Annotated in this window: 21 protein-coding genes and 2 pseudogenes; 16 read left to right on the plus strand and 7 right to left on the minus strand. The window is 64.5% G+C overall.

Annotated features, from left to right (window positions below; genetic code table 11):
- Nucleotides 1-707: 707 nt before the first annotated feature.
- A complete protein-coding gene (locus B1790_RS35355; protein ID WP_233165192.1) occupies nucleotides 708-956 on the plus strand; it encodes a hypothetical protein in 249 nt (82 codons plus the stop codon).
- Nucleotides 957-1,037: 81 nt separating this feature from the next.
- Here B1790_RS35355 and B1790_RS35875 read toward each other — a convergent pair.
- Nucleotides 1,038-1,193: pseudogene (locus B1790_RS35875) on the minus strand (TetR/AcrR family transcriptional regulator); the annotation flags it as partial.
- A gap of 561 nt (nucleotides 1,194-1,754) precedes the next feature.
- Here B1790_RS35875 and B1790_RS18490 point away from each other — a divergent pair.
- The 4 genes from B1790_RS18490 (at nucleotide 1,755) to B1790_RS18505 (ending at nucleotide 5,826) form a co-directional block, all read left to right on the plus strand.
- Nucleotides 1,755-2,645, plus strand: a complete 891-nt coding sequence (locus B1790_RS18490; protein WP_079924720.1) for a Stf0 family sulfotransferase — start codon at nucleotides 1,755-1,757, stop codon at nucleotides 2,643-2,645.
- 150 nt (nucleotides 2,646-2,795) lie between these two features.
- Nucleotides 2,796-3,515, plus strand: a complete 720-nt coding sequence (locus B1790_RS18495; RefSeq protein WP_079924721.1) for a glycosyltransferase — start codon at nucleotides 2,796-2,798, stop codon at nucleotides 3,513-3,515.
- Nucleotides 3,516-4,049: 534 nt separating this feature from the next.
- The gene (locus B1790_RS18500) at nucleotides 4,050-4,844 is read left to right on the plus strand and encodes an SDR family oxidoreductase (RefSeq protein ID WP_079924722.1); all 795 of its coding nucleotides are present in this window, start codon (nucleotides 4,050-4,052) and stop codon (nucleotides 4,842-4,844) included.
- A 37-nt stretch (nucleotides 4,845-4,881) separates the two neighbouring features.
- Nucleotides 4,882-5,826 carry a helix-turn-helix domain-containing protein gene (locus B1790_RS18505; protein WP_079924723.1) on the plus strand — a complete coding sequence of 315 codons (945 nt, stop codon included), beginning with the start codon at nucleotides 4,882-4,884 and terminating at the stop codon, nucleotides 5,824-5,826.
- Between the two features lie 109 nt (nucleotides 5,827-5,935).
- Here the strand turns inward: B1790_RS18505 and B1790_RS18510 are convergent, their stop codons facing one another.
- Nucleotides 5,936-8,275, minus strand: coding sequence for a bifunctional diguanylate cyclase/phosphodiesterase (locus B1790_RS18510; RefSeq protein ID WP_079924724.1), 2,340 nt, complete (start codon nucleotides 8,273-8,275; stop codon nucleotides 5,936-5,938).
- A gap of 565 nt (nucleotides 8,276-8,840) precedes the next feature.
- Between B1790_RS18510 and B1790_RS18515 the strand changes: the two genes are divergently transcribed.
- The gene (locus B1790_RS18515) at nucleotides 8,841-9,443 is read left to right on the plus strand and encodes an LGFP repeat-containing protein (RefSeq protein ID WP_079924799.1); all 603 of its coding nucleotides are present in this window, start codon (nucleotides 8,841-8,843) and stop codon (nucleotides 9,441-9,443) included.
- Nucleotides 9,444-9,453: 10 nt separating this feature from the next.
- On the opposite strand, the pseudogene B1790_RS35880 reads toward B1790_RS18515, so the two are convergent.
- Both B1790_RS35880 and B1790_RS18525 read right to left on the minus strand, forming a co-directional pair.
- Nucleotides 9,454-9,633: pseudogene (locus tag B1790_RS35880) on the minus strand (hypothetical protein); the annotation flags it as partial.
- A 39-nt stretch (nucleotides 9,634-9,672) separates the two neighbouring features.
- Nucleotides 9,673-10,920: a DUF2252 domain-containing protein gene (locus B1790_RS18525; RefSeq protein ID WP_079924800.1), complete on the minus strand. Its 1,248-nt coding sequence runs from the start codon at nucleotides 10,918-10,920 to the stop codon at nucleotides 9,673-9,675.
- A gap of 233 nt (nucleotides 10,921-11,153) precedes the next feature.
- Here B1790_RS18525 and B1790_RS18530 point away from each other — a divergent pair, with 233 nt between their 5' ends.
- Nucleotides 11,154-12,368, plus strand: coding sequence for a S8 family serine peptidase (locus B1790_RS18530; RefSeq protein ID WP_158083838.1), 1,215 nt, complete (start codon nucleotides 11,154-11,156; stop codon nucleotides 12,366-12,368).
- A 44-nt stretch (nucleotides 12,369-12,412) separates the two neighbouring features.
- Nucleotides 12,413-12,751 (plus strand): hypothetical protein, encoded by a 339-nt coding sequence (locus B1790_RS18535; RefSeq protein ID WP_142271383.1) that lies wholly within the window; start codon nucleotides 12,413-12,415, stop codon nucleotides 12,749-12,751.
- Nucleotides 12,752-12,805: 54 nt separating this feature from the next.
- Here B1790_RS18535 and B1790_RS18540 read toward each other — a convergent pair whose 3' ends face one another.
- Entirely contained in the window at nucleotides 12,806-13,840 is a 1,035-nt protein-coding gene (locus B1790_RS18540; protein WP_079924727.1) for a GlxA family transcriptional regulator, read from the minus strand.
- Between the two features lie 170 nt (nucleotides 13,841-14,010).
- Here B1790_RS18540 and B1790_RS18545 point away from each other — a divergent pair, with 170 nt between their 5' ends.
- The 8 genes from B1790_RS18545 to B1790_RS18580 all read left to right on the plus strand — a co-directional run bounded on the left by B1790_RS18545 (nucleotide 14,011) and on the right by B1790_RS18580 (nucleotide 18,928).
- Nucleotides 14,011-14,550: a DUF1097 domain-containing protein gene (locus B1790_RS18545; protein ID WP_079924728.1), complete on the plus strand. Its 540-nt coding sequence runs from the start codon at nucleotides 14,011-14,013 to the stop codon at nucleotides 14,548-14,550.
- The gene (gene nthB / locus B1790_RS18550; protein ID WP_079924729.1) at nucleotides 14,547-15,281 is read left to right on the plus strand and encodes a nitrile hydratase subunit beta; all 735 of its coding nucleotides are present in this window, start codon (nucleotides 14,547-14,549) and stop codon (nucleotides 15,279-15,281) included. The genes B1790_RS18545 and nthB overlap by 4 nt, the downstream gene beginning before the upstream one ends.
- Nucleotides 15,278-15,898, plus strand: a complete 621-nt coding sequence (gene nthA, locus B1790_RS18555; protein ID WP_079924730.1) for a nitrile hydratase subunit alpha — start codon at nucleotides 15,278-15,280, stop codon at nucleotides 15,896-15,898. The genes nthB and nthA overlap by 4 nt, the downstream gene beginning before the upstream one ends.
- Nucleotides 15,895-16,206 (plus strand): nitrile hydratase accessory protein, encoded by a 312-nt coding sequence (locus B1790_RS18560; RefSeq protein ID WP_079924731.1) that lies wholly within the window; start codon nucleotides 15,895-15,897, stop codon nucleotides 16,204-16,206. The genes nthA and B1790_RS18560 overlap by 4 nt, the downstream gene beginning before the upstream one ends.
- Nucleotides 16,207-16,215: 9 nt before the next feature.
- Nucleotides 16,216-16,440: a CbtB-domain containing protein gene (locus B1790_RS18565; RefSeq protein ID WP_079924732.1), complete on the plus strand. Its 225-nt coding sequence runs from the start codon at nucleotides 16,216-16,218 to the stop codon at nucleotides 16,438-16,440.
- Entirely contained in the window at nucleotides 16,431-17,252 is an 822-nt protein-coding gene (locus B1790_RS18570) for a CbtA family protein (RefSeq protein ID WP_079924733.1), read from the plus strand. Before B1790_RS18565 ends, B1790_RS18570 begins: the two co-directional genes overlap by 10 nt.
- A 360-nt stretch (nucleotides 17,253-17,612) precedes the next feature.
- Nucleotides 17,613-18,218 (plus strand): hypothetical protein, encoded by a 606-nt coding sequence (locus tag B1790_RS18575; protein ID WP_142271384.1) that lies wholly within the window; start codon nucleotides 17,613-17,615, stop codon nucleotides 18,216-18,218.
- A 239-nt stretch (nucleotides 18,219-18,457) separates the two neighbouring features.
- Nucleotides 18,458-18,928: a DIP1984 family protein gene (locus B1790_RS18580; RefSeq protein ID WP_079924735.1), complete on the plus strand. Its 471-nt coding sequence runs from the start codon at nucleotides 18,458-18,460 to the stop codon at nucleotides 18,926-18,928.
- 343 nt (nucleotides 18,929-19,271) lie between these two features.
- On the opposite strand, the gene B1790_RS18585 is transcribed toward B1790_RS18580, so the two are convergent.
- Complete coding sequence (locus B1790_RS18585) at nucleotides 19,272-19,880, minus strand: NAD(P)H-dependent oxidoreductase (RefSeq protein WP_079924736.1); 609 nt, start codon at nucleotides 19,878-19,880, stop codon at nucleotides 19,272-19,274.
- Between the two features lie 205 nt (nucleotides 19,881-20,085).
- Nucleotides 20,086-21,090, minus strand: coding sequence for a serine/threonine protein phosphatase (locus B1790_RS18590; RefSeq protein ID WP_079924737.1), 1,005 nt, complete (start codon nucleotides 21,088-21,090; stop codon nucleotides 20,086-20,088).
- Between the last annotated feature and the right edge of the window lie 203 nt (nucleotides 21,091-21,293).

A 21,293-nucleotide genomic window follows, 5' to 3' on the forward strand; every position in this document is an offset into this window, starting at 1 on the left:
GGCGGCCTCGCAGGACCAGGCTGTGATCCGGGAACACCTGCGCGTGGACGGGGCATCGGACCCGACTGTGGTCCCTCGTCCGGCTGAGGTGTAAACAACCCCGGCTGACGATCGGGGCGCGGTGGTCTGGGTCGGTCATTCGGGCCATCGCCACCGCTACTTGCGCCCGATCTCCGGTCGCTCACATCGCCGTCTACGGGCTCTGCCGGTGTCGGCGTCTCAGAGGCCACCGATTCGCCAAATTGCGCCGGCCGTTCAAGGGCAGGCTCGGTTGGCCCGACGGGAATCTCGGCACTGCCCGGCAAGTCCTCCCGGAAGGGGCCGGGCACAGAGGGAACCGGAACCTGCTGCGATCCCTCAGTACGACTGATGTCGACCGGGCCGATCCGAGCCTTGTCGGGATGCAGAACCGCCACGGCCAAGGTGGACGAAACGACGAGCACCGAGAGCAGTGCAGCGGCACTCAGCATCGCCTTTGACCGCCTGGCGTCGGCACCTCTGCTTCTGTCGGAACGGAAGAACCCTCTGTTCCTCGCGCCGATGGCGACCACTTCATCGCCGGCTTGATAATCAGAATCGACGGCCTCGGGGGCGCTGGAGACTTCGCCAACTGAGCGAGCGAGTGGCCCGACGGTGCGTAATGCATATTGCCTGACGTCATCTGGATCGGACAGTGGTTGCCCGGGGTAATCCAGCACCAGCAATGAGTGCATCAATCGCAAGAAGACATCAGCGAGGATTATTTCGTCGCCCGGGTCGAGCTCGGCGTTAGCCAGACGACCTATATGATCCGCAACCACCGGGGCCGCCGACGCTATCATCACCGAGCCAAGATTGTTGTTTCCACGCTGGGAAGTATCTCCACCGTCAGCTGCGAAGGCACCCACGATGACAGCGTTACTTCGAGCCGTATCCAGCATTTCAGTGAAGGCGCGAACAAGTTCTTCATCGAATGATCCGCATTGATCGACGCGGTCGAACGCGGCCGACAACACGCGGGAAAACTCACGAAGAAGGGCTGTTGTGAGTAGCTCGACCTTAGTCGGCCAACGCCGGTAAATCGTCATGTGAGATACGCCGGCGGACTTCGCGACTAGTTCGATGGTTGCGTGCTTGAACCCAAAGTCTTCGAGGACGCCGCGCGCCGCATCAAGGATCTTGGTTCCGGTGGGGTCGGGCACCTGGCCAGACACAACGCTTGCCTTTCGTCACGGCTACCGGGACGCCACCCGCACTATCCATCGCGTGGGATCCCGCAGCCCAAGTACGTTTCCAACCCTACGTCACGGCGCCGCGTAAGTCGCCGATGTGGGGAGGCCCGCACCGTCGCCCGCGAGTTTCACCTCGAGAACATCCCGCACACACATCTCGGGGGACTCCGGCTGGAAGATGCTGCCCGCTGCGCGCGCTCGACATTGACGAGGTTCTGGCTGATGCAGTGTCACGACGGTGCCGAGGTGGGGGAGATGCGTGGGGGCGAGTGGGCACCCACCCGTTCGGACCGAGCCATCGCGATTGGTCCGAGAGGCGATGTCTAGCACATGCGGGTTAGGAAATGCTGCGCGCTGTGAGTATTCATAGGTTCCACTTTGGAGCTCGACGCTGCTGCACCCCGCTGTTACCGTATCGTTCCGGCGCTTCGAAATGCTATTTAATTCTTACTACTTCCGCGTGCACCAGCAATATCGGTAGCCCGTGTGTACGAAGCGCAAATCATATCGGCAACCTGGAAGTGGTCGATATGGCGGCGGCGTATGGCCATGCAATTTGGAGGGATTCGCACCTTGGCGAGAACTGACGCCCATCTTCATCGTCTCAAAGTCGCTGCCGCAGCGAAATCGATTCCGGCAGAGGACTTTGTGGACCGGCAATATGACGAACCCGAAGCAACTCAGACCACCGACGTGATGATTCTGCTCAGCACCCCCCGTAGTGGGAGTACGTTGCTTTGCGAGCTGATACGCAAAAACTATGGCTACACTGCTCACGAGTACCTCCAGCCATTTCAATACATGCCACTGTTGGCGGATCGTTGGAGCTGCCTCAAGAATGGAGTCGTCGACGGATCTGCCTACATTGACGCTCTGCGCCGACACCGGACACATAAGAATGGTTGGCTCGGGATCAACGTTCATGGCAATCATCTGCCGTACTTTGTCGGCGTTGAAGAGCATCTCCGCGACGTACGAATTCATTACTTATATCTTCGGCGACAAGATCATGTCGCCCAAGCCATATCATTTGAAATCGCAAGGCAAAGCCGAAAATGGTCGAATCAGTTTGATTCCACCACGGCGGCCAAGTATTCGTTCCGGCGGATCCTGAGAATGCTGAAGATAATACAAAATCAAAACACCGTCATCCAGAGCTTTCTGACTGAGCGCGGTGTGCCGTATCAAGAACTAACTTATGAGAGTCTGGTCGCCCGACCACGAGAGACGGTGCTTAGCCTCCCGGGCCTTGCGTCAGACCGCCCGCTCTCGCTCACGCCGCGACTTTGCCGCCAGGCCAATCAGCAGTCCGAAGAGTGGACGCAAAGGTTCGTCCGCGACGTCCTGGACGACCAGTTCGATCCAGAGACGGATCTCGGCGCGCTGTTCAAGTTCCGGCACGCACTGAAGCTTCGCCGTTTGCCGACTACGTAATCCCGTCCAGCACGGGTCGGTGGTGCTGATGCGCTCAATGCAATGGTGGTTTATCGAAAATACGCACTCTGTTGACCGACGAAAGCCACTGACATTTCCCGCTCGGAGGTTCATGGATCCCGTGAACCCGCTAACCAGGAGTTTCAGGGCATGATCTCATTCGTCATTCCAACCTTAAATGAATCAAAGACAATCATGAGCACGATCAATTCGATCAAACCATTTTCTCGGGATCACGAGATCATAATATCCGACGGAAATAGTCGCGACGATACGCTTGCTCTCTGTTGCGATCAGGTCACCCAGGTCGTGATCCACGACAAACCGACGAGACAAACCATCGCGATGGCGCGAAACGTGGGTGCGGCGGTTGCGCAAGGCAACTATATCGTCTTCGTGGATGCAGACGTGATAATTCCCGACATCGACGATTTTTTCGAGACGGCATTGAAGGAATTCCGCTCCAGGTCAGACTTGGTCGCGTTGACTGTTAAATATCGAGTGACGCCGGAAGTGAGCACGTTCTTCGATCGCGGCGTCTTCACCATGTTGGGCCTGCAGTTCTTTCTGCAAAACAACGTGTTCAGGATCGGTGCGGCCGGCGGCGAGTTTCAAATGGTGACGGCGGAAGCCTTTCGGAGAGTTGGTGGATTCGATGAACGGCTCGTCGCTGCTGAGGATATGGACCTATTCCGGCGGTTGTCGCGAATCGGTAGAACTCGGTTCGTCAACAGCCTCACGATATTCCATACCGGTAGGAGGGCCCACGCAGTGGGGTGGCCGAGGCTCCTATGGCAATGGTTCATAAATTCCGTGTCCGTCTACCTCTTCAGAAAGTCTGTGAGCCGAGAATGGGAGGAAGTCCGTTGAATCGGCGCATTGCGTCCGACCCGTACGTTCGTCCGGCGCGTTCATGTTCTCCGGCCTATTTGAGACCGCAGAACTGATCTGGGCAACCGGATGCCTTCTGCTCGCCGAGCGCGCACAATGTCGAAACTGCATGTGAGACAACATCCTGTCGTGAGATCGGTCAAGCGACGGTGTGCCTCGACCTCAAAGGTTGAAGTGAAACCCGTTGAGCGGCAGTTGAACAGCGATGTACACCTGCTAGCGACGGTAGAGCGGAATCGGCATTCGAGGGTCGTCCTCGGCCGCGGCCGAGCTCGGCGCGGACATGATTTGTCGACCCTTCCGTACTCTCCTGTGTCCTGGCACCCGGGGCCTGGCGGCGGTCCTTCGTAAGCGCCCTTGCCGCTGGGGGACTCTGGCGGTACCCGTATTGCGGGGTTCTCCCTGGTGCGGGAATGGCCGCATAACGTGCCATCAGAGGTTCCCAGCTGGCCCAGGAGAGGGGCAGCGGTGGGTGGCTTGCACGGTTCGGTCTGATCAGGGAGTAGGCGACGAGTGGAAAACAGCCAATTGGCAACGCATGCAGAGCTATTCGATTTGCGTGGTAAGCGAGGCCTGGTCACCGGTGGCACCAGGGGCATCGGGATGATGATCGCCCGCGGGCTTCTCCAGGCGGGCGCTCGCGTCGTGATCAGCTCACGCAATGCAGACGCGTGCGCTCAGGCACAGGAGCACCTGTCCCAATACGGCGACGTCCGGGCGGTCCCCGCCGATCTGTCCCGGCACGAAGAGTGCGAACGCCTGGCTCAGGTCGTCATGGCCGACGGGGGGAGTCTGGACATCCTCGTCAACAATGCGGGCGCCATGTGGGACGAGCCGTTGGAGACGTTCCCGGACGAAGCCTGGGAGACGGTGCTCGATCTCAACCTGAAGTCGCCGTTCTGGCTGATCCAGGCGTTGTTGCCGGCACTTCGTACCGCTGGGACCGCCGACGATCCCGCGCGGATCGTCAACATCGGCAGCATCGCCGCGATACACATCCCGGCCCGGCCCAACTACTCGTACTCCAGTAGCAAGGCTGCGCTGCATCAACTCACCAGAGTGCTCGCCAAGGAGCTGGGCCCACAGCACATCACGGTCAACGCGGTGGCGCCGGGAGCGTTCCCGTCGGCGATGATGGCTGCAACCCTAGACCAGATCGGCGAGGCGATCGCGGCGTCGGCGCCGCTGGGCCGGATCGGCCGCGACGACGACATGGCGGGTGTCGCCGTGTTCCTCGCCAGCCGGGCCGGCGCTTACCTGACGGGCACCATCATCCCCGTCGACGGAGGGATCGCCACGACCGCGTGATACCCCTCGGTGTGCGGTGCAGGCCTACCGTGGGTGAATGGCCGCCACGCTTGATCTGCGCACCGAGATCCGCGAGTTCCTGAGGTCGCGTCGCGCGCGCATCTCCCCTGAGATGGTCGGACTGCCCGCCTACGGCGGTCATCGCCGGGTCGAGGGTCTGCGTCGTGAGGAGGTTGCGCTACTGGCTGGCGTATCGGTCGAGTACTACGTGCGCATCGAACGCGGCAGCTTGGCCGGCACCTCGGATGGCGTGCTCGAGGCTCTGGCCGCAGCTCTTCGACTCGACGACGCGGAGCGCGACCACCTGTTCCATCTCGCACGCCAGTCCGGGGCACCCGACGGTCGACGGCACCGCACACCTCCTGCGACGGTGCGCCCCGCGCTACGGGAGGTGCTCGACGCCATGTCGGTTGCACCGGCGTGGATCCGCAATGGACGCCTCGACGTGCTCGCCATGAATCATCTTGGGCGCGCACTGTATTCACCGGCGCTGGCCGACACGCGCCGGCCCGCCAACATGGCGCGGTTCGTGTACCTGAATCCCAGCGAGGCCGAGGCGTTCTTCGTCGACTACCACCAGGTGGCCGCAAACGCAGCCGCGATGTTGCGCATGGAAGTCGGCCGTAGTCTCCACGACGAGGAACTCACCGCGTTGGTGGGCGAATTGTCAACGTGCAGTGAGCTATTCCGGCAGCATTGGGCATCTCGGGACGTACGGCTGAAGGGTTACGGGAGCAAGCGCGTGAACCATCCGGTGGTGGGCCTGCTCGAGTTGAACTTCGAGTCCATGGATCTGCCCACCGAACCTGGCCTTCAGATGAACGTCTACACCGCAGCTGCGGGAGGGCCGGCCGCTGACAAGCTGGCCACGTTGGCGTCGTGGGCTGGCAAGGAGATGTCGGTGACCGAGCTTCACGCCACCGGTGGATCACCCACCCTTGATCCGACCACTTCTGGGATAGATACGGGATGGCCGGGCTAGACGGAGGTGCCCGCCTTGACGGTCGACGGGGCCACCCGTGTGGCCAGTTTTCCGCCTCGGGTTCCCCACGAAGGGGGGAGAGCCAACGCACTGCACGCGGCCAGCTCGGTCATCGCTGCAACCGCTGGAGTATCACTCCTGCCGCGGCAGGCCGACCGAAGTAGTAGCCCTGACCGATGTCGCAACCGTGCTCACGTAACCAACTGGCGGTGTCGGCATCCTGGATGCCCTCGGCGACTACGGTGAGATCCAGTTCGTGGGCGAGGCCGATCACCGACCGCACCACTGACGCGGCCCGCGCATCAGTCGTGACGGATTCTATGAAGGAACGATCCAACTTGACCTCGTCGATCGGCAAATCGCGCAGATAGGACAGTGCGGAATAGCCGCTGCCGAAGTCGTCGATGGACACGCGGATGCCGTGTTCGCGCAGACGGTGCAACACGTCGGCCGCGCGACCGCCCTCGCTGAAGACCAAATCCTCGGTAATCTCGATGGTCAAGACGTTGGGCGTGAGACCGCGTTTGCGAAGTGCACCGATCAACGCATCTGGCAGGTGTTCGTCGCGCAGCACCGGTGCAAAGACGTTCACCGCGACCGGTGCATGCACCCCCTGTGACACCCAATACGCGGCATCATCGAGTACCAGGTTCAGCACCAATTCCGTGACGGGCCGCATCAGGCCGTGCTGGCGTACGAGCGACATGAACGCAGCAGGCCGCAGCGTGCCCAACTGCGGATGCGGCCAGCGCAGCAGCGACTCCACCCCCACGACCTGATTGGTCTGCAAGTCCACTTTGGGCTGATACACCACCTCGAGACCATGATTGCGCGTGGCGTCACGCAATTCGCCCAACAGGCGAACCTGCGCAGCCCCATCACCGGCAGAGCGACCACCACCCACCCTTCTGGTCGTCTCCACCAGTTCGGGCGCAACCAAGGCCATGTCGAGGCTAAAGGTGTGCACCCCCTTGGTCTGTGCGCGCTTCGCGGCGTACATCGCGATGTCGGCTCGCTTCACCAGCGCATCGGCCGTCAGGTCCGGCTCGACCGGTGAAGCGAACGCGATTCCGACGCTGGGATGAAGCAACATGCTCTCGCCATCGACCAGGAAGGGCTCGCGGAACGCCTCGACGACACGTTCGGCAATCAGCTGGGAATCGTCTACCCGGCCCTCGAGCAACAAGATGAATTCGTCACCGCCGTAACGTGCGGCGGTGTCATTCGGTCGGATGCACGCACTGATGCGCTGCCCGACGTGGACCAAGATGGTGTCAGCGGCCTGATGACCCATACCGTCATTGACCAACTTGAAGTCGTCTAGGTCGACAGACACGACTGCTACCGAATGGTCGTCGCTTCGGGGGAGCGTGATGGCGTGCGCCAGACGGTCGCTGAACAAGGTTCGGTTCGCCAGGCCCGTCAACGGATCTCGCAACGACCGATCGGCGACGGCGATCAGCAGCCGCCGGTTCTCCCATGCCGCCAACATCTGCCGTAGGCACACAGTGACCATCACGAGCGGCACGAGTACCCGCTCCAGGCCCGACAGGATCAGGGCTGGACCGACGATGCCCGACAGGAGCAATGGCATGTACGGCAGCCAGAGCGACGAGTTCGAGGGGATCTTCATCGCTGGCCGCGAGGGTGGTGATGTCCGCCGGCTTGCGAGCGCAGCCGCGGCGAGAGCGATCAGTGCCCCAGCCCAGAGAAGGTGCGTGTAGCCAGCGGTTGGCTCGTGCACGCCAGTGAAGACAGAAGACGCGGATGCGTTGTGCGCGAACGCCGTCAAACCGATCGCACCGGACATCCACCAGAGCGCACCCCGGTCGCGCGCATCGGCGTTGACCAGGGCCGGCACGGCGATCGTCAGGGCCATCAGATGAAGTACGGGAAAGAGCACCATCACGACGATTCCGATGCTCGGCCGTGGGCTGCTGTCGTAGACCTCGTGCAGCGCGGTGGTCCAGAGAATCAACGTCAGACTTAGCGCCACGGTGGCCCCGTCGAGCAGCAGCCGCAGCCTCGACTGCAGCCGCTTCGCGTTCAGGAAGAAGACAATGCCCACAACGGTCAAGAAGCTGGAGGCTAGGTAACAGAACGCCGACGGGTTCGGGAACGGCGCGTGCGGCAGGCTGAGGTCGTAGAACGTGCGGACAGCGTCGCCGATAGCCCAGAATGCACATGCGAGCACCATCGTTCCCCAGGCCCTGCGGGCGCGTCCCTGCGCGAACCGAGCAGCCAACGCCATGCACATCGTGGCGTACACCGACAAGGACAACAGGGTGACGTTGCCGATCGTCGGATCGAATCCTTCGCCGCCCCAATCGAAAACGAGCAGAAAGAGCAGAACCAAGGCGACACCCGCAGCGGCAGGCAACGTATCCGCCGGCCGCGCACTCAGGAGACTGCAGCGGGTCGTGCCGGCGACGCCTTGCTTGCCCGACATCTTCCCCACTCTGCAATCGGCTGTTCGCGGCGTGCTCTAAACACGGGGGTGTTCACCGCAGCAAGTGGGACAGGAACATCTGGCGCAACCTGACCTAAGTGCCACTCGCCGATGTGGCAAGGGACCAGGCCGGGCTCGGACTCAAGACGATACGCGCTTCCCACGCGGAGGGGCTCCATACTGCTAGGTCGGAACCCATGTCCTTCGAAGTCAGCGGACCCGCTTCCCGTGACGATCCACCGGTCTGGTCCCAAGCTTGCGGCGTTCGGACTCTGTGCGAGCTATGAAAGATGTTGGCACTTCAACAGGTTCGGCGCGCTGACTACGCCCATCGGGTCACGCCATAGAAGATCGGCTGACCGCGTAGCAAGTCCCTGTCGGCGTCGTGGACCGCCGAGAGACGTCGGCAACCAAGGTTCACGATCCCACCGGCCGATCGATGACGCGTCGATCGCCAGAAGGGGGTTCGGTGATCAAGATCCGTCGAAGAAGCCGCCCGAACGGTCCGCAGAACCACCGATGCCGTGATTTGACCCACACCGACGGAAGGCGCGAGAGTGAGTCGATGAGGACGATCGCACACCGCCACAGCGCAGTCGTCGGCCTGGCCGCCGTCGCCTTGATCACCGTCGGCTGCAGCAACGACACGAGCGTCGATGCGTCGGAGTCGCCGCAGGTCGGGCTCATCGCCACCTCCGAGACTCAAGCCCCGCCCGCCGAGGTGACGCTCACTGGGGAGCGTGACGTCGAGGTGACGCTGACCGGTCCCATTGCGGCCAAGTACGCGTCGGCAACCGAATATCAGCGGCAGGCTCTTGGCAAGCCGCTGACGGGTGACCGCAATGCGGGAGCACGGGAGAGCGGCGTCGTGTTCCAGCAGTTCCAGGGCGGCGTGATCACCGCCAAGAACGACGATCCGGGCACGCCTGGATACATCACCTGGGGCAAGATCCGCGAAGCCTGGAATGTCCAGCGCGACCCAGCGGGCGTGCCAGCGGTCACCGGCGAGAACGGCTCAGTGGGTCCACTGGGTGCGCCCACCAGCGACGAGAACACCGTCGGCGATCTCCTCGTGACGACCTTCGAACACGGCAAGATCACCTACGACGCGAAGACGGATCAGGTCGAGGTGACGGTCAACGGCAAGGTCGTACCCTCCGGGCTCTGACTCACGCCAGGATCGCTCGCGCGTCGGCCACTCGTAGGCCGGCGACGCGGTACACGCGACAATCCGTGTCGAGGACTGTGGCAGCAGACCGCGGAACACCTTCCTGCTGGAGCTCTTCGTCGCCCACCAACTGTGCCCGCGGGCTGGGGCGCAGATTGCAAACCGAGGGCGTGATCGCTCCGAGGCGGTGGCCAGTCTGGAGACGATGGTGCTCGGCGACTGATGTGGATCAGGTCGCGCTGACTCCGGGAATGCGGCCCTCGCGGAACGCCTCGACGAAGTGGCGGTGATCGTCGCGCACGACCGAGGCGTACTCCAGCCCGAACTCCACCATGTCGGCGACGAATTCAGCGTCGCGGTCGCCGATCACTCGGACGATTGCCTCCTCGGTCTGAAAGGGAACCAGCGACTGATCGCTGTCGGTGTCGCTCACGCAGTGCACCTTGGCGACCGCTCGGCCCAGCTGCTCGATGACTTCGACGAGTTCGTCCGGCTCGGTCAACTCGCTCCAGTCGAGATCGGCCTCGTACGGTGAGATCTCGCTGACCACGAAGCCGACGCCGTTGATGACGGTGTGGCCGAGCAGGGGATCGGCGTGGGCCTGCAGAGCTCGCTGAGACACCGCGGTGCGGTGCCCGTGGTGCTGGAAGTACCTGTGAACTTCGGCGTCGTCGACCACGCGGCTGGGTGCGGCCACGTTGCCCTGCTTCATCGACAGCACCACGTCGTTGTCGAGCGCCTGGTTGAAGCCCTCGATCAGCACCGTGTAGGCGGGTAGTCCCGCGCTGCCGATGCCGAAGCCGGTCTTGGCTACGACGTCCTTGACGTCGTAGGCGATTCCGCGGAAGCGCTGCGTGTCAGGGATCGTCTCGAGGTAACGACCGAACGCGGCCTCCACGGTCAGCCGCTCCGCGTCGTCGACGCGTCTGACACCGGACAGTTCGCGGAACCGACGGTCGTTCTGGCCGACGACGGTGATGCGGTCCAGCATTCCGGCACGGGTCGACAGCCGGGCCGACTCCAACGCCGAGAGCACTGCGCCGCGCGCGGTCAACAGGTTCAGCGAGAATGAGGAATCGTCCTCGACATCGACGAACCACCGCACCTGCTCGACGTAGGTACGGACGAAGGCGTCGATCAGCGTGGTGATGGCGCCGTCGGAAAGCGCCTTCTGCCAACACATCAGGGCGATGCTCGCCGCGAAGCGCTTCAGGTCCCAGGTGAAGTGCCCAACGAAGGCCTCGTCGAAGTCGTTGACGTCGAAGATCAACACGCCCTCGCCGTCCATGTACGTGCCGAAGTTCTCCGCGTGAAGGTCGCCCTGGATCCAGACCCGGCTGGTGCGCTCGTCTGCCCACCGGTCCTCGCCGGCAGCGACGTCGGCGTAGAAGATGCACGCGCTGCCCCGGTAGAACGCGAACGGGTCGGCTGCCATCTTGCGGAACTTGGTCCGAAACGAATCGGGATCGGCCGCCATCAGGTCCGAGAAGGCGTCGACGAGATTGGCCACGATGAATGACTCGCGGTCATCGCCGGTCGAGTCGGTCAACGTGAGCACCCGCTACTAATCGGCATGCCCCACCATACGGCGGCTCGGGCAATCCGCCTTCAGCGCTCGTCGGACGGGACGCCAGGGCTGCCCTGCGAACCGAGCGCACAATGGAGGCCTCGAGGCTGCATCGAGCAGTCGTCGTTTGGAGGGGAACCGCAGTGACGACCATCGCACGCAACATGTCCGAGCTCGGCTTCGCGCCCGTCATCGCCGTGTTGGCCCAGGGCAGCAACGACGTCACGACGGTCAGCAAGCACTTCTCCGCCCAGCGCTCCTCGCAGTTCGGCAGCGCCTCGCTGAGCGAAGGACGTATCTCAGGGGCGTCCCGTCCCCGTGCTGAAAGTGCCCGCGGCTACCGCAATTTGGGCGTCGTCTACGGGACCGTCGACCGGCAGGGTCTGGCAGCGCTGCGAGCCGACCCGCACGTCAGGAAGGTCACGGCCGCCCCCGAGTTCAGCCTGATCCGACCCGTTGCAAGGGCCGCGGCGGTCCAGCCGAAGACGAACACGTGGGGCCTGGAGGCGATGGAGGTGCCGGTCCTTTGGGCAGAAGGGTTGACCGGCAAGGACGTTCGTGTCGCCCATCTCGACACCGGGGTCGACGCCACCCACCCCGCGCTGCGTGCTGCGGTGGTCGAGTTCGCCGAGTTCGACCGCGCCGGCCGGGAGCGCCCCGGCGTCGAGCCCTACGATTCCGATGCCGAGGACTCCCACGGCACCCATACCGCTGCGACGATTGCCGGCCGGCCGGTCCGCGGCAGCCACATCGGGGTAGCTCCGGGGGCGTCACTGTATTCGGCAATGGTGATCGAGGGCGGGGACATCGTGGCTCGCATTCTCGGCGGCATGGACTGGGCAGTTGGTGAACGGGCACGGGTGCTGTCGATGTCTCTCGGGATCCGGGGCATCGACGCCAGTTTCCTCGACATCGTCGACGTCCTCCGGTCCAACGGCGTGCTGCCGGTGGTGGCCGTCGGCAACGAGGGGCCTGGCACCAGCCGGTCACCGGGCAACTACCCCAGTGCGTTGTCGGTCGGCGCGCACGACGAGCAGTTCGCCGTGGCCGAGTTCTCGTCGAGTCAACGTTTCGTGCGACGGTCCCAGCCGTTGGTTCCCGACGTCGTCGGACCCGGGGTCGACGTCGTGTCGGCGGCTTCCCAAGGGAAGTACCGGTCGCTGTCGGGAACGTCGATGGCCACCCCCCATGTTGCCGGTCTGGCCGCCTTGCTCATCGAAGCACGGCCTGACGTTACGGTCGACCGGCTCGAGCAGGCCATCTTCGCCTCGGCCCTGGCCGGCCAGATGGACGTCGAGCGGGTCAACCGCGGCGCGGTCAACGCCGTTCGCGCGTTGGCGGCCTTGCGGGACGAGTGAGGCGCTTCGCGGTGCGACGCGCCCAGTCCACCGGGAGTAAATTTGTGACCATCGAGCGAGGAGTGGCCGTGGTCGAGCAGCCAACTGATCCCGAGTTGCTACGTCAACTGGATGACGCGCGGACCTCTGGCGGCACCGTCGAGGCGGTGCTGCGACTGGAACGCCAACCCGGTGAGCGTCCGGTTCCGAGTGTGGTCCGCGACCAGGCCGACAGAGCCATCCGCCGCGCCACCGAAGCGTGCGGGGAGGCGCCCGCCGACGTACACGTCATGGCGAACATGGCCACCGCCTACGTTGCGGGCACCGAGAGGTTCCTGCGCGAATTGATGGCTCAGCCAGAGGTGGCTTCTGCCGTAGCCAACGAGCGCCCCACCGAGGCCTGACAAGCCACGGTCGTCATAGAAGCCGGTGAGACACTCGACGGTTTCACGTTTGGCCTAGAAGCCCTTGTGTATGCCCGTCGTCCGAAATCGACTGCGGTACATGCTCGGTGATACCCCGAGCGCACGGCGAAAGGTGCGCCGCATGGTGTCCGCCGAGCCGAAGCCGGCGCGGCGTGCCACGGCCTCCTGGCCCAGGTCGCCGGTCGCGAGCAGCACCTTCGCAGCTTCCAGTCGTGCCTGCTCGACGAAGCGCGCCGGGGTCACTCCGACCTGAACCCGGAACATACGGACGAGATGGCGCTCGCTGACCGTGGCCCGATCGGCCATCGTTGCGATCGAGTGGTCGCCGCTCGGATCGGCGACCACCGCGTGGAGGATCTCGCGCAGCCCACCCGACACGGCGAGCTCCGACTCCGTCCACACGCTGAATTGCGCTTGACCGCCCGGACGCTGCAGGAATACCACCATCCAGCGGGCCACCCGCCGGGCCACGTCGGGACCGTAGTCGCTCTCCACCATGGCGAGCCCCAGGTCGATGCCCGCGGTGATGCCCGCACCGGTGATGAACGGGCCGTCCTGCACGAACAGCGAATCCGGCACGACCTCGACCTCGGGGTAGATCCGCGACAGCTCCTGGCAGTGCGCCCAGTGCGTGGTCGCACGGCGGCCGTCGAGCAGTCCGAGCGCAGCCAGCACGAACGCACCGGTGCACACCGAGGCGACCCGGCGCGCCCGCGGCGCTAGTTCGCCGACCATTTGAAGTGCCGCCGCGACGGCGTCCGGCGTCTGCTCTTCCGGGATGTCGTGCTCGCCGGGGGTGAAGTAGAAGTCGGGTGGTACCCCGCCCGGCACGATCAACGTGTCGAACCGATCGGGCACCTCCGCCAGTGCCATGTCGACGTTTAGTGAGACGAACGACGTCGTGTCGACGGCCCTGCCGGTCGGGGACACCAGGATGACCTTGTACTTCGCGCCGAAATCGATTGCGCGCGCGAAGATCTCGAGCGGTGCCGCGACGTCCTGCAAGGTGACCTTGTCGTACAACGCGAATACGACGGTCTTGGGCGCCTTCGGCTTGATGTCGGACACGTGCGGCTGTCCTTCCGTGACCCCTGGGGTGAGGCCAACGTAGCCTCGGGGTTCGACGACGGCAACGCGAGCGGGCCGACGTCCGGAATCGCCCGATTCGTGTCCGGACCTGGCGGGCAGAGCAATCCAGACGTAACGCTGGCGAAACCTACTGACTCCAAGCTCATTTCATGGATTCACGGACAGCCTTGACGCTGAGCATCGGTGTACTCGGCGGCCTCGCCGTCGCTCTCACCGCCGACGTCGTCACGGTACCGATCTGGGTGGTATTCCTGGCGTGGGCGTCGTTCTTCTTCGTCGGTGGCGGTGTCGCCGGCTGGGTCAGGTCGGTGTCGTCGAACATCGTCGGCGTGGTGATCGCGGCGGCCAGCCTGTTCGCCGCCCACCTCATGGGTGGCAGCCTGTTGGTCACCGCCGTCGCCGTGGGGATCGGCAGCGCCGTCATGGTGCAGGCGTCGTGGGTGCCGCTGCTGGCGACCACGCCGGCCGTCGTCGTCGGATTCGCCTCCACGGTGTCGACGGTCGCCGGACGCGGCCACGACGTCACCGTCACCACCATCTCCCATCCCGGCCTGGTGGCGGCCGTGGCCTGCGTGCTCGGAGCGTCCTTTGGGTTGCTCTCCGAGTACCTCGCGACCGTCATGACCAGATCAACCGGTGCCCCCGCCACGAGCTCCGCCTCCCCGCCGATCGAAGGAAGCCCCGCATGAAACTGCAGCACTATCTCGGTGGCCTCGAGGGCCTGCCGGAACCGCTCGAAATGGAAAAGCGTGTCTTCGTGGAGGATTGGGAGAAGCGCATCTTCGGCATCCACGTCGCGATGATGGGGCTGTCGAAGCACCTCGGAACGGCGCTGCCGGAGTACCCCATCGACGGCGTGCCGACGGCCTTCGAGGACGAATGGACGTGGGCCGACCTGCGCACCGGCGCCGAGGCGATGAACCCGTTCGACTACTTCAAGTTTCGCTACTACGAGAAGTGGTTGGGTGGCATCACCCAGTTCTTCATCGACAAGGGGTACGTGACCGAAGAGGAACTCACCGCCAAAGTCGGGGGACTCACCCCCGCGACGGGTACTCCCGAAGCGGCCATCGACGACCAGGTGATCGCCTACCTCCGGCTCGGCGACAGCCCTCGCCGTGACGTCGCGCATCCGAACTTCCCGGTCGGCTCGGTCGTTCGGATCGCCAACCCGGCCGCCGACGCGCACAGTCGGCTGCCTGGATACCTCCGCGGGCGAACCGGAACCGTGGAGCGCGTCTTCGAGGGCGACTACGCCTACTTCACCCACACCGGTGACGGCATCGGCGAACCAATGCCGATCTACATCGTCGAATTCCAACCGACGGACATCTGGGGACCACGCGCCGAAGCGGGCCCGGAAGAGCTCTACGCCGAGCTGTTCGAAGCCTATTTGACACCCATCGAGGAGGAATCATGACCGACCAGTTCGCGTACCCGCCCGACCGTGAAGAGGCCAGCGCCAAGAAGGTCGCGGCCTTGGAGGCCCTACTCATCGAGAAGGGCGTCATCACCCCGCAGACCGTGGACAAGGTGCTGGCCTACTTCGAGACCGAGATGACACCGCTCAACGGCAAGAAGATCGTCGTAAAGGCCTGGACTGATCCGGCATTCGCCGAGAAGGTGGTCGTCGACACCCCTGGAGCGATCGCGGAAATGAACCTGCCCGACGGCATGGCAGGCGCCGAGGGCGAGCACCTGCAGGCGGTGGCCAACACCTCCGACGTGCACAACCTGGTGATCTGCACCCTGTGCTCCTGCTTCCCGTGGCCGGTACTCGGGCTGCCGCCCTACTGGTACAAGGATCCGACCTTCCGGTCACGGGCCGCCCGTGAACCCCGCAAGGTGCTCGCCGAAGTGGGCGTCGAGCTACCCGCCGACACCGAGATCAAGGTGTGGGACTCCAGCGGGCACTCGCGGTGGTTCGTCATCCCCGAGCGTCCTTCTGGCACAGAGGGTTTCACTGATGAGATGCTGATGGACTTGGTGACCACGGAGGCCATGATCGGCGTCGCATTGGCAGGGCCGGCGTCATGATGTTGCACGAGACCTGCACCACCGACCAGGCGGCACCGCAGTTCGACCACGAATGGCAGCGCCGCGCGTTCGGGCTGGCGCTCGCGCTCTCGGAGTTCCGCCACTACGACTGGAGCGAGTTTCAGGAGGGCCTGATCGCGAGGATCGGGGAGTGGGAGGGCGCACCCGAATCCGAACGGGGGCAATGGGAGTACTACGACCACTGGGTCGCAACGCTCGGCACGCTGGTCGACCGTCACGAACTGTTGACCGCCCCGGTGCTCACCGACGCCAATGACCACGCCGTTGCCCACGATCACGACCACTAGGACTCACCTATGAACGACACGAGCCCCGCCCTGCCCGCTTCCCGCGTCGATCCGCGTGCGATCGCCGCCGCTGCCGCCACGCCCGCGTGGCTCGCCGCGATGACGATGCTTGCGCTGGTCGCGTACTACTTCGTCGGCATCGACCAGGGCGCGGTGTCGGTGTTCGGATCCGACACCCACATTCACGAATTCCTGCACGACGCCCGTCACCTCCTGGGGTTCCCGTGCCACTGAGCGGCGATGCCCGCCTGGCGATCGGCTATCTCGTTCCCGGTGCCGTCGCCGGCGTCGTGGCCTTCGGCTTCAGCCGGGTGATGATCGAGCCGCTGATTGGTGCCGCGGTGGACTACGAGGGCGCGCGTGAGCACGCCGAGGCTCACCTCGCCAGCGGTGGCGACCACGCCCATGGTCACGAACTGTTCACCCGCACCATCCAGGAGAACGTCGGTGCCGCGGTGGGCGTCGTGGCGTTTGGCATCGCGATGGGCGTTCTGTTCGCGGTCGCCCACACCGTGATTCGCGGCGTCCTGGAGCGCCGGGGCTTCCGGCCCGACTCCACTGCGATGGCGTTGCTGGTCGCGGCGGGAATGTTCGCCGCCATCGCGCTGGCGCCCGGGCTGAAGTATCCGGCGAACCCGCCGACGGTCGGGCTGGAGGACACCATCGGCGCGCGAAGTACGGCGTTCCTGACGATGACGGTCGTCTCGGTCATGGCTGCGGCGGTGGCCCTTGCGGCCGGACTGGTCTGGGCCCGACGGTGGGGGAGCTGGCGGGCGACCGCGGCGGCTGTCACCGGTTACGCCGTGGTGATCTTCTTCGCGATGGCGCTGCTGCCCAGTTTTCACGAGGTGCCTGGCCCGGTTACCGGCCCGAATGGGTTTCTGCTCGACGGCTTTCCGGCCGAAGTGCTCGGCGAGTTCCGCGTGTACTCGCTGGCCAACCAGGCGTTGATGTGGCTGGTGATCGGAGCGACTTCGGCGGCCATCGGTGCCCGCGGCCAGGCCGTCCGGCGCCACCGGAACGGATCGGTTAGCGCCGGCGTCTGACCGCCGCAGGCCGACGCAGCGGTCCCCGACGTGGGTGGAGTCAATCGGGGATGGCTTCGCGCGCAAGGCGCCGTTGCGCCAAGGCGAAGCCCACGAAGCACACCATCCCGACGGCGTGCACGGTCCGCAGGCGTGATCCCAAGTCGAGCGTCTCGGGGGTCGGTTCGGGGAAGCTGCTCGAGCAGGGCGTCGCTCAGCAGCGGAACCCTCGCGACATGGGGTGATCGGCCATCCCGACTCGACTGCGACTGGTGTGACTTCGGTCGCGATCAGCGGGCGCGATTGGCACACGTGTGGATGACGGTGCCAGCATGGAAACATGGTCGTAACAAACGGTCAGCTTCCGCCGGGGGCGTGGACGTGGCGCTGATCGAGTCCGTCCCTGCCCTCCGGGTTCGCTGGCTGGTGCACGCGTTGAGTCGTAACCGCCTCGCTCGCGCCAGCGACCGCCTGGAGGCATGTGCGCTCCTACTGGTCCTCTTAGTAGCGATTTTTGCGATCCCGGTTGCCCAGCGGGTGGGCGACGAGGCCTACGCAGATCGCATGCAGCAGATCAGCAGGCAACAGCAGTCCCGGCACTCCGTCGCAGCGGTTGCCACTGAGGACAGCGGGAATCCCGCGCCTCGTCGTTTTGGTTCACCCGTCACAGTTCGCGTCGAGTGGCGTGAGGGAGTGCACCGTCGCTCGGAAGTCATCACGAGTCCGTCGTTCGTCAAAGCCAAGACGCCGGTGACTGTTTGGCTCGACGACGCGGGTGCGGTGGTGTCTGCCCCAGACCGAGAGGTAGACGCGCAGGCGGTCGCGACGGGCCGCGCGTGGGCTTCATGGGTTGGCATCGTAGGACTCTGCGCGCTGATGGCCTTCGCAATCCGTCGCTGCCTTGACCTCTACCGTGCAGCATCCTGGCAGCGCGAGCTGCGCTTGATGGCCTACAACGACGACGGTCGGGCCAGTTACGACGGTTGATCACGGCCGTGCCGAGGCGCGCCCGGTTGCACGGCAACGCTTCTCAGCCTCTCCCGCTGGGGTTGGTCTTCGTGATTCGTAGTAGATCGTCGGCTGCCGACGGAGTCGTCGATGCGTTTTCCCATTCCAGGTGACGTCTCGCGGAGAGAAAACCGGTTGCCGGCCGGTCGTTCGAGGACCCACCATGGCGTGGCCACCGAAACGGTTCGGCGGTTCGACACAGAGCAGGAGGCGTCGTCGTGAGGTTGGCTGAGGCCCTGTCACTGCGGGCGAATGTGCATCGTCGCATCGAACAACTGCGGACCCGGATCGCGAGCAACGCCCGGTACCAGGAGGGTGAGGAGCCGTCCGAGGACGCCGGCGCGCTACTGGTCGAGGCCGACGAGGCGCTACGCGAGTTCGAGCAGCTGATCCGGCGGATCAACCGCACCAACGCGGCCACCGCCATGGAGGTCGACGGCACGTTGACCGACGCATTGGCGCGCCGCGACGTGCTGCGGCTGCGTCACCACGTTCTGACGACGGCGGCCGACGCGGCGGCGGGCACCAACCAGCACGCCTACGCGCGGCAGCTGCGCTCGGAACTGAAGATGTTCTCGGCCCTGCCCGTTGGCGATCTGCGGACTCAAGCCGACCAGGTGGCGCGCGAACTGCGTGAGCTCGACGTTCGAATTCAGCGCACCAACTGGGAGGTCGACCTTCTGGACTGAGGTGGAGCAGGTAGTCGTAGCGGAGGCGTGTACGAGCCCGCGACCGGCGGGTCAATTCCGGTCACTTGCTGGTGCACGGAGGGCAGTGCAGGGGTTCGATTCCCTCAATCACAATTCAGCCCAGCAAGGTGCACAGGTGACTGGGCATAGCACACGACACACCACCATGTGCAGATCCGCGACGACGAGGGCGGGCACGGGGCATTCACCTCTATTGGTTGCACTGCAACATAATTCACAGATCGCAACTTGACGCAGTCACACCGGCGAGGTCGGTTGGTTCCGATCTTGGCACCATGCCACCGTCGGTCGCCGAGGTGTTTGCGTTCTCGATGCAGTTCATCTAGCTGTCGATGCTGGCGAGCACCTCGTCGCGGACGACGTCGTAGGGTCGGTGGAAGTCGCCCGGCGCAGCGGGTGGCTCGGTGTGCACGACGAAGCCCCGGACGTCCATGCTCATGAAGCCCCCGAGGATCGCGAAGAACGGGCCTAGGACGAAGTCGGTTTGCGGGTCCTCGCCCGTCGGCGTCGAGCGCGCGGATATCACCGTCACCGGCTTGGACCGCAGGGGGTCGATGCCCTCGGCGGACGGCGAATTGGCGCCGATGACGTGGACGTAGTCGAGCCACGCCTTGAGCGTCGACGGCATCGAGAAGTTGTACATCGGCGAGCCGATCAGCACCACCGCGGCGCCCGCCAGCTCGTCGAGCAACTCGTCCTGCAACCGTTGGGCCTCCGGCGCTGGCGCGGCGGAATCTTCCGGTCTACGGGACGCGATGAAGTGCAGTGCGTTGGTCGGCAGGTGTGGCAGCGGGTCGGTGTGCAGATCGCGCCGACGAATCTCGCGGTCAGCGCCCCCCGAAACCCACCGCTCGGCGGCCTCGGCAGTCAGTCGCCGCGATGCCGACGAGTTGAGGTTGGCAGACGAGTCCAGCTGCAGGAGGTAGGCCATGAATCGAGAAGTCTAGTCAAGCCGCGAGCGTCAATCGACGAGTCTCGATCCTGCGGACGGACGACCGCGGATGCGCTTGACCCCAGAGTCGCTCGCTCGGCCACGATCACCTAGACATCACATGACGCGCAATGGATACGAGAGTTGCTGCGTGCCAACATGGGAACCGTTGCATACCGCCTGCACCAGCCCCTCCGCAGGAACCTCATATTTCGGGGTACTTCGCGTGGAGGTCACCGCTGAAGAGCCTCCGGTAGAAGGCGCTCATCTTCGCGGCCGCGGGTGCGTGCCGGCTCAAGATCGCGGCGATCGTCGGTGGCACGTCATCCGGTATGCGTCCAGCGGCGCACTGGACTACGTACTCACGGGCGCCTATGCCTCCGACACTGGGCGAAGCCGGAATCTTGCAGACGTCGGTCACCAGCCAGTCGACCAGTCGCATCGCGGAGTAACCGGCATCATGCGTGAGGTGTCGTCCAACGAAGTCGCGTTCGGCGGCCGACAGCTCGAATTGCGGGGATGTGGCCAGCCCGAAGTCGCTGAGATAGATGCGCTCCATGTCGGTGCGCATGTTGCCGAAATGCCCGTCCATGTGCAGCAACTCGCGATCGCGTAGAAACGTCACGATCTCCGAAAGCTGCCGTTCGACCGTGACGGCCCTATCCGCCGGATTGTCTCGCAACAAGTTCGCCATCGGGTGTGGGATGTACTCGCAGAACAGCACGAGACTGCACGTTGCGGCGGCTAGCGCTTCGAGACGGGTCCGCACGGCCGGACTGCCGCACTGCGCGGCGACGACGGTGTCGACGTCGGCGTGTTCGGCTGCGATCGGCGACCGGCCAGGTAGCACCCGCCAGTGGTGGAGGATTGGGAACGATTGGGTCTCGCCGGCCAGAACGGCGTCGGTGACGATGACGTTCGCGGCCAGCTCGCGCCACGCGTTGAAACCCGGTCCGCCCATACCGTACTGGCAGAACATCGGCAGGTCGAACAGGTTCGCCGTGGACCCTGTGCCGACGATCTCGCGGTCGGATAGCGGGCTCCGCTTGGTGAACACCGGCACGCCGTCGATGTCGAGAATCCCCGATTCACCACCCACCCCCACGCTGATGACTTGACCGGTGCTCACTAGCTCAGCGAGCTCGAAGTCGCTGCGCGCGGCCAGAAGTGCCGAGACTTTCTCGTAGCGGGCAGTTCTGGTGGCCGTCACCCCACGATTGTGTCACCGCCCAGACCCCCCGGGCTGGCGCCCTTGGCGCTGTCAACCGACGCCCAGTCGACGCCGGCCGCGTCTTCGGTCGGGTGTAACGGGCGTCACATTAAGACTGGGGAGCCATCGAAACATTCCGATGGTATGTTTCTTGCAGGCCGCAGCCGAGGCTGGCCTACCAAGTTCGCTCCAGATCGACGAGG

Source organism: Mycobacterium sp. AT1 (assembly GCF_002043095.1).
Classification (GTDB): domain Bacteria; phylum Actinomycetota; class Actinomycetes; order Mycobacteriales; family Mycobacteriaceae; genus Mycobacterium.